Genomic DNA, 10,831 nt, shown 5'->3' with positions numbered 1-10,831 from the left:
ACCACGGTGGGGGTGGCGAGCGCCGCGAGGCCGGTCGCCGCGAACAGCGCGGCGCCGGTCAGGGCAGGCAGGAGTCTTTTCATCGGAGCCTCTCGTGGGGATCGGGCCGGGAGCAGCAGAGTGACAGCAAACCCGCACCTTTGAAAGGCTCATGACATGAGACGCATACGCCTCACCGTCGGCCGGCCCCTCGGGGACCGGCCCGGCGCCCTACCGGACCACCGGCAGCACCGCCGCCGCGCCGCGGCCGGTCGCCGCCTCGATGAAGTCCACCGGGTCGGCGACCCGCGCCAGCAGCGCACGGGTGAAGTCCAGCGCCCCCTCGGCGGGCGGCGGGCCGCCGACGGCCGCGATCAGGTCGAGCAGGTGGACGGTCGCCTCCATCAGCGCCACCTCGCCGAGCGCGCCGACCGTCACGCTGCCGAGCAGCGGGTGCGCCACCGCGGTGCCCGGCGGAAGGTCCGCGAGGCCGTCCAGCGCGGCCGGCCCCTCGACGCCGAACCGGGCGATCAGCACGGCGGGTTCGGCCACCTCGGCGACCTGCTTCGCCGCCTCGGCGACCTGGTCGGCGGCAGTGTGGGCGATGCCGCCGGGCCGGTTGTAGACACGCAGGATGCCGGCCCCGTCCACCACCTCGGGCCGCCCGTCCAGGACGGCCGCGCGCAGCCCGGTGAACATCTCCGGCACCGGCGCCACGTGCGCGTACAACTCCCGTACGGTCCACCCGGGCAGCCGGGTGGACCGCTCCCAGTCCTCGGCGGCCAGGGACGCGCCCCGCTCCGCCCAGGACACCCAGGCCTCCGCCAACAGCGCGCGCACCGGGTCGTTCTGACTGCTCATCGGCTCTCCTCAGGACGGTGATCACGGGGTCTCCCCACGCTATCCCGGGCTCCCGGAAAACCGTTTGCCGCCCCCTCCCCCGGGCCGTCACCATCGGCCCATGACCGACTCCGCCGCCCGCCCGCTGCCCGCGCCCGCCGCCCACCCGGCCCCGGGCCGACAGCAGCCCGGCCGTCCCCGGAGGCCCGACGCCGCCCGCCCATGAGGGCCGCGCTGGCCGCCGGGCTGCTCGCCGGGCTCGGCGTGGCCGTCCCGGTGGGGGCCGTCGGGGCCTACCTGGTGTCGCTCACCGCGCGCACCTCGCTGCGCACCGGCGCCTGCGCCGCGCTCGGGGTGGCCACCGCGGACGGGCTCTACGCGCTGCTCGCCGCGGCCGGCGGCACCGGCCTCGCACCGCTGCTCGAACCGGTCGCCCGGCCGCTGCGGATCGTCTCCGCCCTGGTGCTGCTGGCCCTGGCCGCCCGGACGGCCTTCACCGCGGTGCGCGGCCGTCCCGGCACCACCGCCGGACCGCGGGCCGCGCCGCCCACCCCCGCCCGGGCCTTCCTCGTCCTGCTGGGCATCACCCTGCTGAACCCGCTCACCGTGCTCTACTTCGCCGCCCTGGTGCTCGGCGGCGGCAGCCAGGAGGGCGCGCCGGCCCGGGCCGCCTTCACCGTCGGCGCCTTCACGGCCTCCGCCTGCTGGCAGCTGCTGCTGGCCTCCGGCGGCGCGCTGCTCGGCCGGGCGCTGACCGGCCCGCGCGGCCGGCTGCTCACCGCGCTCGGCTCGGCCGCCCTCGTCGCCGCCCTCGCCGTCCGGCTGCTGCTCGACTGAGTCCCGGGGCTGAATCCGGCGCTGAAACCGGGGCTGAATCCGGGGCTGAATCCGGGGTGCGGGTCCCGGGGCGGCGGCCGGCACCCCGCCCCACCCGCCACCGCGCGCCCGGCACCACTCCCCCACCGACCGCCACCCGCCTCCCGACTACGCACCGCACCCGGCTCGGCCGTCCTGGTCACCGGGCCGCCACCCGATGCTCCGCCCCATGCGTGGTCACCGCCGTTCACCGAACTCCGCGGGGCCGGTCCGCCGCCGCCGCGTCGGCCACCCTCCGCAACCGGCCCCGCCGCCCCGGTCGCCGCGCCGGTCGCCACCCCCGCTCCGCCACCCGTCGGCTGACCAGCGGGATCGGCGAACCGACCGGCAAATCCCGTTGACCCGTTTACGTCTGATTCCTACCTTGTATCCTGGTTCTGTATCCGCTGAGTGACATCCGCCGAAAACGCCGAACCCCCAGCCCAGGCAGCGGGCCCCGCGCCACGGCCGGTCCGCCGAACCGTCCGAACCGTCCGAACGGCCCGGGCGCGACCGGGAACGCTGCCACCGACCCGGAGGAGCGCGGAGATGGCCGAGCAGGACGCCCCCGAGAAGCGGGGCCGGCTGAGCCGCCCGCTGGTGCTGGGCGCCGCCGTGGCCCTGGTCGACCGCGAGGGCCTGGCCGCGCTGACCATGCGCAGGCTCGCGGCCGAGCTCGGCGTGGAGTCGATGGCCCTGTACCGCTACACCCCGGGCAAGGAGGCCCTGATCGACGGCCTGGTCGAGGCCTACTTCGACGAGATCAACGCCCGGCTGCGGGCCGGCTCCGCCGGCGGTTCCCACCCGGACGGCTGGCGCGCCGAACTGCGCCGGATCGCCCGGGCGTTCGCCGCCACCGCGCACGCCCACCCCGAGATCCTGCCGCTGGTCGCGACCCGCCCGCTGGCCGTCCCGGTGGCCCGCCGCCCGGCCTCGGTGCTGGACCTCACCGAGCACATCCTGGCCGTGCTCGGCCGGGCCGGCTTCGACGACGCCGGCGCGCTGACCGTCTACCGCACCTTCGTCGCCTGGAACCTCGGCTGCCTGCTGGTGGACAAGCGCCAGGTGGTCGACAACCCGAGCGAGCCGGACCCGGCCCTGCGGCTCGGCCTGCACCGGCTGCCCGCCGCCGACTACCCCAGGCTGCGCGCCCTGGTGCCCCGGTTCGCCGACTTCGACCACGAGGCCGAGATGCTGAGCGGCCTGGACAGCCTGCTCGACGGGATGCCCGAGCCGCCCCTTGACGACTTCTACCGTGACGGCGGATCCTGAGGATACGAGGTACACGTCGGACATATCCGCTCCTATCGGCGCCGCCGCGCCGCCCGGCACCACCGCGGCAGCGCGCTGACGGCGCCCGGAAGAAGTCCCCATGTCCTCCGCACCCGACACATCACCCCCTGACGACATCCTGCGCCTCCGCGTCACCGCCAAGGACCCGGAGACCCTGCGCGCGCTGCTGCGCGACACCCGCCCCGACGTCGGCGGACGCCCGCACGTCGAGGAGGACGGCCGCATCGGCATCGACGTCTACGTCCCGGCCGACCGGATCCCGGCCCTCGAACGCGAGGGCGTCACGGTCACCATGACCGGCAACGCCAGCGAGGCCGGGCGTGCCGCCCAGGCCGAGGTCGGCAGCGGCGACCGCTTCGCCCCCGCCGACGCCGTCCCGCGCGGCCTGGCCGCCAAGCTCTCCGGCTGACCCGGGAGGCCCCCCATGCCGTACCTGAACGTCACCGAGGTCGAGTCCGCCGTGACCAGCCTGGCCACCGCCTTCCCCGACCTGACCCAACTCGTCACCCTGCCCGAGCCCTCGTTCGAGGGCCGCACCGCCCACGCCCTGCTGATCAGCGAACCCGCGGCGGCCCCCAAGCCGTGCGTCATGATGATCGGGGGTGTCCACGCCCGTGAATGGGGCAGCTGCGAGATCCTCGTCCACCTCGCCGCCGACCTGCTGGAAGCCCACCGGGACGGCACCGGCCTCGGCTACGGCGGCACCGCCTTCACCGCCGGTCAGGTCAGCGGCCTGCTCCAGCGGCTCGACCTGGTGCTCTACCCGCTGGTCAACCCCGACGGCCGGCACTACAGCCAGACCGTCAGGCCCATGTGGCGCAAGAACCGCAACCCGGCGAACGCCGGCGGCAACCCGGCCCCGGACTGCGTCGGCGTCGACCTCAACCGCAACTACGACTTCCTCTTCGACTTCGTCACCGCCTTCGCCCCGGGCGCCAACCCCCAGGTGTCGAACGACCCGTGCGACCAGCAGGTCTACGCCGGCCCGAGCCCGTTCTCCGAGCCGGAGACCCGCAACGTCCAGTGGCTGCTGGACCAGCTCCCGCTGACCCGGTGGTTCGTCGACGTGCACAGCTACTCGCAGGACATGCTCTACAACTGGGGCGACGACGAGAACCAGTCGGTCGACCCCGACATGAACTTCCGCAACTCCGACTACGACGGCAAGCGCGGCCTGCCCGGCGACCTCACGTACGCCGAGTACATCCCCAAGGACGACGAGGACACCGCCGTGCTGCTCGCCGAGGCGTTCTGCAAGGGCGTCAACGGCGTGCGCGGCCTGTCGTACAAGCCGATGAGCGGCTTCCACCTGTACCCGACCAGCGGGACCAGCGACGACTACGTCTACTCCCGCAACTTCGCCGACCCCGACCAGGGCAAGGTGCTCGGCTTCACCGTCGAGTGGGGCACCGAGTTCCACCCGCGGTGGGCGGAGATGGAACAGATCATCCGCGACGTGGACGCCGGGCTGGTGCAGCTCTGCCTGGCCACCGCCTGAACAACCCCCGAACCACAGTGCCCGACAGCGGGGCGCCCGCCACGACCCTTCGTGGCGGGCGCTCCGGGTGCGCGCTCGGGCGGCCGGTGGAACGCTCAGGCGGCCCGGTGGAAGAAGAACGGGTCGATGGACGGCGGCACCCGGGTCACGCCGTCGGTGCTGAGCAGCTGGTGGACGGTGAAGTTGGCGTTGCGCTGGTACGTCACGCCCACCGGGAAGTTGGCCCGGTCCGGCGTGTTGTTGCCGGCGAAGACGCCGTAGAAGTCCTTCCCGACCGCGAGCATCCGGATGTAGTCACCGAGGAAGGGCAGTCCCGCGGCACGGGGCACGTTCGCGGGTGCCTGGTGCAGGACGTCGGACTCCGGCGCGGTGCTCCAGTTGTCGGCGGTGACCTCCAGGATCGTCGTCCACTGATTGGCGGCGAACCGCTGGTAGACCAAGCCCACCAGACCGTCCTCGTTGACGGCCAGCGACGGGTTCTTGGCGTCGGTGACGTCGTCGCGCACCTTCCGCCAGGTCTGGCCGCGGTCCTGCGAGTGCCGGACGTGCAGGGTGTTGTCGACACCGCCCGGGCCGCCCACGCGGTCGCACCAGGCGATCCAGACGCGGTCGGCGTCGGTCGGGTCCACCGCGATCGTCAGGTCGCCGCCGAGCCGTTCCTGCCCCATGGTCGAGTTGAACGCGACGAAGCGGTCGGTCGCGACCCGCTGCCCGGGGACGCTGTCGGTGGCGTCCTTGAGGTCCTGGAACGGGTGGGCGCCGACGCCTCCGTCGTCGTCCCGGCTCACCACGACGTCGAAGGTGACGTTGGTGATCGGGTCGCCCTGGTCATTGGTCCGCCAGCTCTCGAACGCCGCGTAGACGGTGCCGTCGGGGTGCACGGCGAGGCGCACCGGCGGCCCGTCCTGACTCGCCGGGTCACGGTTCTCGATCACCGTGGGCACGAATCCGGCCGGTGCGGGCGCCGTCCGCGCGTCGCCCGAGACGTCCACGACGGCGGTCCGCGGGCCCGGACCGTTGTTGCCGACGTAGACCCGGTCGCGGTCGGCGCCGCCGGCCGTCACGGTGTCGGCGACGACCCACGGCTGGTCCTCCTGGTCCCGGCTCACCAGGATCTCCATGGGCGCGGTCGAGGCGATGTTCGGCGTTCGAAGGATCTGCATCCTGGTGATCGGCCTGGGCCGGTGCAGTGCGGCCAGGCCGTTCAGTATGCCCGCGTACAGGGCACCGCCCCGGGCCGCGAAGGCCACCGTGATGTCGGCGGTACCCAGATCCGGCGCGGCGCCGGGGACGACGGCGTGCAGCACCCAGCTGTCGCCGCCGTCCGTGGACACGTAGACCGGGGCGAGCGGACCGCCCATCGGGTCGGGGGTGAAGGCGGTCGCGACCATCTCGGTGGGCGTCTCGGGGTTGACCGCGAGAAACGGCTCGGAGTCCTGGGTCGCGGTGCCGCTCAGCGCCTTCGGGGTGATGTTGACGACCTTGAGGGTGGGCATGTCGGCTCACCTCCGTTCGCGCAGCACGGCGAGCTTGTGCACCGGCTGGTAGTCCTCGGGGTGGATCAGTTCGTACGGGGCGAGCTCGCGCTGGTCGTCCTGGGTGGCGTGCAGGAGCCACAGCCCCTCCTGGCCGGCCTTGGGCTTGGGCACCCGGTAGTAGTGGGCGTCGCGGCTGTTGGGGTACAGCACGGCGAGGGTCGCGTCGTTCACCCGGCCGCTCTCGACCCGGGTGACGGCGATCGCCGCCCGCCACCAGTCCGGCGAGTGCTCGGACCGGCGGTCGGCGCGGTCGGCACCGCCGGCCCGTTCCAGGCCGACCACCGTGCCGACGACCACGGCGTCCGCCTCCGCGGCGTGCGCGGCCAGGTCCTGGTGGCGGATCTCCCGCTGCACCGAGCTGAACGGCTGTTCGTCGGCCGTGGTGGCGGCGAGCGACACGTGGTGCTGGACGGCCTCGGCGGGCAGCCGGCCCACCTCGGTGACGCCCAGGCCCTCCCCGTACACCATGCCCTGGGTGAAGAACGCGGCCCGGTCGCCGACGCCCATCGGACCCGCGTCGGGCGACAGTTGGACGGTGACCTCATTTCCCGCGAGCTGCCGGAACGCTTCCGGCGCGTGCAGCACCTGGTCCACCCTGACCACGGCCGTCCGGTCGTTCCTGGCCTCGGCCGGAACGGCCGCGAGCGAGGTGCCGCCGACCCGGGTGACCGTGCCCACGAAGCTCAGCGGCGCCCGCCGGACGAGTTCGGTGAGCTCCTCGTGCGCGACGGGTGGCATGTCGGTCATGACGGTCCTCCTCTCCGCTCACCGCACCGCGCGGGCCGAGGAAGGGTGCGCCCGACGCCACTCGATCCGCGCGCCGAGCAGGCAGGCGGCGGTGACGGCGGCCGCCAGTGCGACCACGAGCCACTCCGCCGCACCGCTGCCGGCGTCCGGGTCGATGCCGAGGAGCGTCTCGATCCACTGCGGCCACACCAGGGTGAGCAGGAACAGTAGTCCGGACAGTCCGCCGAGGGCCGTCTCCAGCCAGAAGCGGGGCCGGACCGGATTCGTTTGCCGGAAGGGCATCACTGCGCCTCCCCTTCTCCAACCGCCCGGGCCGCGCCGCGACGCGGCGCGCGCCGTTCCCGTGCCGCCGCGCGTGGCGGCGGCACGACCCGGCCGGGCCGGCCCGGGCCGGGGTCTGGTCTGCTCCCTTCGGCACCGCCGGTCGGGGGCGGGATCGCCGCGGGAGGTGATCTGCTTCGATCCGCAGCGTCGGAGCTGCGGTGGGAGTGCGGCCGGGAGGGGATCGCGGGTCGTCCGCATCCCGTCCCTGCGCTGTACGCCTACGAGGCACACGTACTTCGTATACGAGTCTGCTCGCACTCCGTGAGCAGGTCAAGGGCGGACCGGGCCGCCTCCCGCGTCAGACCCGGGCGCCGAGCATCCGCAGCACCAACTCGCCGTAGCGGCGCCCGAGTTCCTCCGGCGTCTCGGTCGAATTGTCGGTGTACCAGCGGGAGACGTCGATGCCCAGCGAGGTGACCGCGCGAGCCGCCGTGCGCACCTCCGCCACCTGGAAGTCCCCCGCCGCCACGCCGGCCCCGATCAGCGCGCTGACCTCGCGCTCGATGTCCAGGCGCAGCGCCGCGACCACCGCGTAGGCGTCCTCGGGCAGCGCGTGCAGCTCGTAGTTGACCACCCGGCCGACCGTCCGGGCCCGGGCGTGCCAGGCGGTGAACTGCTCGACCAGCCGCCGCATCCGTTCGGCCGGGCCGCCCTCGCCGGCCGCCGCGTTCCGGACCAGGGCCAGCGTGGCGGCGTGCCCGGCCCGGCTGATCTCGGCCAGCAGTGCGGCCTTCGACTGGTAGTGGATGTACAGCGCCGCCGGGCTCATCCCCGCCGCGGTGGCGATGTCCCGGGTCGTGGTGGCGTGGAAGCCGCGCTCCGCGAACGACTCGACGGCGGCCTGGAGCAGCCGGTACGCCGCTTCGGGGCGGGCGTCGGCGCCGGGCAGGGTCGGCCAGAGGTCGGCGAGCGGGGTGCTGGTCATGGCGTCATCCTCCCAGAGAACTCGTACACGCTTTCCCTCCGACCGCCCGCCCGGGCCGACCGTCGGCCACCGTTCGGGCCGGGGGTGGGCGGTCGCCGGAGTGTTGACAGGCTCCCGCACCGACAGCATGCTGAGCAAGCGCTTAGTCAGGTGGTGGCAGAGATCCTCGCACGAAAGGCAGGACGCTCCGTGGTGCACTCCTTCAAGGGCCGGGTGGCCGTCGTCACCGGGTCGAGCCGGGGCATCGGCCTCGGCATCGCCCGCGAGCTGGTCGACCGCGGGGCCAAGGTCTGCCTCACCGCCCGCAACCCGGAACCGCTCGCCGAGGCCGTCCGCGACCTGGGCGGCCCGGACAACGCGATCGCCGTCGCGGGCAGGGCCGACGACCCGGCGCACCAGGAGGAGGCCGTCACCCGCACCCTGGAGGCCTTCGGACGGCTCGACCACCTGGTCAACAACACCGGCATCAACCCGGTGTACGGGCCGGTCCTGGACACCGACGAGGCCGCCGCCGCCAAGATCCTCGCCGTCAACGTGCTCGCCCCGCTGGCCTGGACCCGCCGCGCGCACGCCGCCTGGATGGGCGAGCACGGCGGCTCCGTCGTCAACGTCGCCTCCATCGCCGGCATCCGCTCCTCGCTCGGGATCGGCATGTACGGCGTCAGCAAGGCCGCGCTGATCCGGCTCACCACCGAACTCGCCGCCGAACTGGGCCCGCAGGGCATCCGGGTCAACGCCGTCGCCCCCGCCGTGGTCAAGACCAGATTCGCCGAGGCCCTGTACGAGGGCCGTGAGGAGAAGGTCGCCAGGGCCTACCCGCTCGGCCGCCTCGGCGTCCCCGAGGACATCGCCGGCGCCGTCGCCTTCCTGCTCTCCCCGGACGCCGGCTGGATCACCGGCCAGACCCTGGTCGTGGACGGCGGGGTCACCCTCGGCGGTGGGATGTGACCCCCGGGGACTTCGACGACCCGACACCCGACGGCGGGACATCCGACAGCCGGGCGTTCGACGGCCGGGGCGTGGTGGTGACCGGCGGCGGCCGGGGCATCGGCGCCGCACTGGCCCGGGCCTTCGCCGCGGCCGGCGCCCGGGTGGCGGTCAACGACCTGGACGCCGGGGCCGCCCACGCCGTCGCGAAGGAGTGCGCGGGCACCGCACTGCCCGGGGACGCCGCCTCCGCCGAGGGGATCGCCGACCTGGTCGGCCGGGCCCGCGCCGAACTCGGCGAGATCGACGTGTGGTGCGCCAACGCGGGCGTCGCCCCGGTGGGCGGCGCGGACGCGCCCGCCGCGGCCTGGACGAGCGCCTGGGAGGTCAACGTCATGGCCCACGTCCGGGCCGCCGAACTGCTGCTCCCCCGCTGGCTGGAGCGCGGCGAGGGCCGGTTCCTGGCCACCGTCTCCGCCGCCGGGCTGCTCACCATGCTGGGCTCGGCCCCGTACTCGGTGACCAAGCACGGCGCGCTGGCCTTCGCCGAGTGGCTCTCCGCGACCTACCGCCACCGGGGCCTGCGGGTGCACGCGCTCTGCCCGCAGGGCGTGCGCACCGATCTGCTCGCCTCCACCGGCGCGGTCGGCGAGGCGCTGCTGGCCCCGACCGCGCTCGACCCGGCGGACGTCGCCGAGGCGGCCCTGGACGGGATGCGCGCGGAGCGCTTCCTGCTCCTGCCGCACCCCGAGGTCGCCGACTACTGCCGCGCCCGGGCCACCGCGCCGGACCGCTGGCTCACCGGGATGAACCGGCTCCAGCAGGGGCTGGAGAGGAGTGAACTGCTGTGAGGGCCTGGCAGGTCGACGAGCTCGGTGAGCCCGGCGAGGTGATGCGGCTGGTCGAGGACGTCGCGCGGCCGGTACCCGGCCCGGGGCAGCTGCTGGTGCGGGTACGGGCGGCGGCCGTCAACTTCCCGGACGCGCTGATGGTGCGCGGGCAGTACCAGGTCCGCCCGCCGCTGCCGTTCACGCCCGGCGTGGAACTGTGCGGCGAGGTGGTGGACGGCGCCCGGCGGGGCGAGCGGCTGATCGGCAACCCGGTGCTGCCGCACGGCGCCTTCGCCGAGTACGCGCTGCTGGACGCCGCCGCCGCGTTCCCGGCGCCCGAGGTGCTGGACGACGCCGAGGCCGCCGCCCTGCACATCGGCTACCAGACCGCCTGGTTCGCGCTGCACCGCCGGGCCCGGCTGCGGGCCGGCGAGACCCTGCTGGTGCACGCGGCCGCCGGCGGCGTCGGCAGCGCGGCGGTCCAGCTCGGCCGGGCCGCCGGGGCACGGGTGATCGCCGTGGTCGGCGGGCCGTCGAAGGCGGAGGCGGCGCGGGCGCTCGGCGCGGACCTGGTGGTGGACCGCCGGGAGCGGGACTTCGTCGCCGCCGTCAAGGAGGCCACCGGCGGACGCGGCGCGGACGTGGTCTTCGACCCGGTCGGCGGCGAGGCCTACACCGGCTCCACCCGGTGCATCGCCTTCGAGGGCCGGATCGTGGTCGTCGGCTTCGCCGCCGGGCAGATCCCCGCCCCGGCGCTCAACCACGCCCTGGTGAAGAACTACTCGATCCTGGGCCTGCACTGGGGCCTCTACAACACCCACGACCCGCGCGCCGTCCGCGCCGCCCACGACGAGCTCGGCAGGCTCGCCGAGCAGGGCGCCGTCCGCCCCCTGGTGAGCGCCCGGGTGCCGCTGGCCGCCGCCCCGGACGCCGTCCGGCTCGTCGCCTCCGGGCACAGCACCGGGCGGATCGCCGTCCTCGGCGACTGACCCGCCGCGCGCGGCCGGCCGCCGGCCGCTGGGGCGGGCCGCGCTGGCCGCCGCCGCGACCTGGACGGTGCTCGGCGGCACCTCGC

The 10,831-nt window shown here is 74.7% G+C and carries 12 protein-coding genes; 7 read left to right on the top strand and 5 right to left on the bottom strand.

Features of this window, described 5'->3' with window-relative positions; translation table 11 throughout:
* Positions 1-210: 210 nt before the first annotated feature.
* Complete coding sequence (locus ACFVHV_RS41745; RefSeq protein ID WP_359909230.1) at positions 211-840, bottom strand: maleylpyruvate isomerase N-terminal domain-containing protein; 630 nt, start codon at positions 838-840, stop codon at positions 211-213.
* Between the two features lie 201 nt (positions 841-1,041).
* Between ACFVHV_RS41745 and ACFVHV_RS41740 the strand changes: the two genes are divergently transcribed.
* From ACFVHV_RS41740 to ACFVHV_RS41725, 4 genes are all read left to right on the top strand, one after another.
* Positions 1,042-1,656: a LysE family transporter gene (locus ACFVHV_RS41740; protein ID WP_380358823.1), complete on the top strand. Its 615-nt coding sequence runs from the start codon at positions 1,042-1,044 to the stop codon at positions 1,654-1,656.
* Positions 1,657-2,223: 567 nt separating this feature from the next.
* A complete protein-coding gene (locus ACFVHV_RS41735) occupies positions 2,224-2,946 on the top strand; it encodes a TetR/AcrR family transcriptional regulator (protein ID WP_359909236.1) in 723 nt (240 codons plus the stop codon).
* A 100-nt stretch (positions 2,947-3,046) separates the two neighbouring features.
* On the top strand, positions 3,047-3,376 hold the full coding sequence (locus ACFVHV_RS41730; RefSeq protein WP_359909239.1) for a hypothetical protein: 330 nt from the start codon (positions 3,047-3,049) through the stop codon (positions 3,374-3,376).
* 15 nt (positions 3,377-3,391) lie between these two features.
* Complete coding sequence (locus ACFVHV_RS41725) at positions 3,392-4,465, top strand: M14 family metallopeptidase (RefSeq protein ID WP_359909242.1); 1,074 nt, start codon at positions 3,392-3,394, stop codon at positions 4,463-4,465.
* A 95-nt stretch (positions 4,466-4,560) separates the two neighbouring features.
* Here ACFVHV_RS41725 and ACFVHV_RS41720 read toward each other — a convergent pair whose 3' ends face one another.
* From ACFVHV_RS41720 to ACFVHV_RS41705, 4 genes are all read right to left on the bottom strand, one after another.
* On the bottom strand, positions 4,561-5,961 hold the full coding sequence (locus ACFVHV_RS41720) for a hypothetical protein (protein WP_380358821.1): 1,401 nt from the start codon (positions 5,959-5,961) through the stop codon (positions 4,561-4,563).
* 6 nt (positions 5,962-5,967) lie between these two features.
* Entirely contained in the window at positions 5,968-6,750 is a 783-nt protein-coding gene (locus ACFVHV_RS41715) for a hypothetical protein (protein WP_380358818.1), read from the bottom strand.
* Between the two features lie 18 nt (positions 6,751-6,768).
* Positions 6,769-7,032 (bottom strand): ABC transporter permease, encoded by a 264-nt coding sequence (locus ACFVHV_RS41710; protein ID WP_359909251.1) that lies wholly within the window; start codon positions 7,030-7,032, stop codon positions 6,769-6,771.
* A gap of 340 nt (positions 7,033-7,372) precedes the next feature.
* Positions 7,373-7,999, bottom strand: coding sequence for a TetR/AcrR family transcriptional regulator (locus tag ACFVHV_RS41705; protein ID WP_380358816.1), 627 nt, complete (start codon positions 7,997-7,999; stop codon positions 7,373-7,375).
* Positions 8,000-8,188: 189 nt separating this feature from the next.
* Here ACFVHV_RS41705 and ACFVHV_RS41700 point away from each other — a divergent pair, with 189 nt between their 5' ends.
* Genes ACFVHV_RS41700 through ACFVHV_RS41690 form a run of 3 tightly spaced genes read left to right on the top strand, consistent with a single transcriptional unit; the run spans position 8,189 to position 10,745 of the window.
* Positions 8,189-8,947 (top strand): SDR family oxidoreductase, encoded by a 759-nt coding sequence (locus tag ACFVHV_RS41700; protein WP_380358813.1) that lies wholly within the window; start codon positions 8,189-8,191, stop codon positions 8,945-8,947.
* On the top strand, positions 8,944-9,777 hold the full coding sequence (locus ACFVHV_RS41695; RefSeq protein WP_380358811.1) for an SDR family oxidoreductase: 834 nt from the start codon (positions 8,944-8,946) through the stop codon (positions 9,775-9,777). Before ACFVHV_RS41700 ends, ACFVHV_RS41695 begins: the two co-directional genes overlap by 4 nt.
* Positions 9,774-10,745, top strand: coding sequence for an NADPH:quinone oxidoreductase family protein (locus ACFVHV_RS41690; protein ID WP_380358808.1), 972 nt, complete (start codon positions 9,774-9,776; stop codon positions 10,743-10,745). The genes ACFVHV_RS41695 and ACFVHV_RS41690 overlap by 4 nt, the downstream gene beginning before the upstream one ends.
* Positions 10,746-10,831: the final 86 nt, after the last annotated feature.

Origin of the sequence: Kitasatospora sp. NPDC127116 (assembly GCF_042677365.1) — a bacterium.
Taxonomy (GTDB): domain Bacteria; phylum Actinomycetota; class Actinomycetes; order Streptomycetales; family Streptomycetaceae; genus Kitasatospora; species Kitasatospora lactacystinica.
The sequence above is the reverse complement of the archived record's forward strand: the minus strand, read 5'-3'. Positions and strand labels throughout refer to the sequence as shown.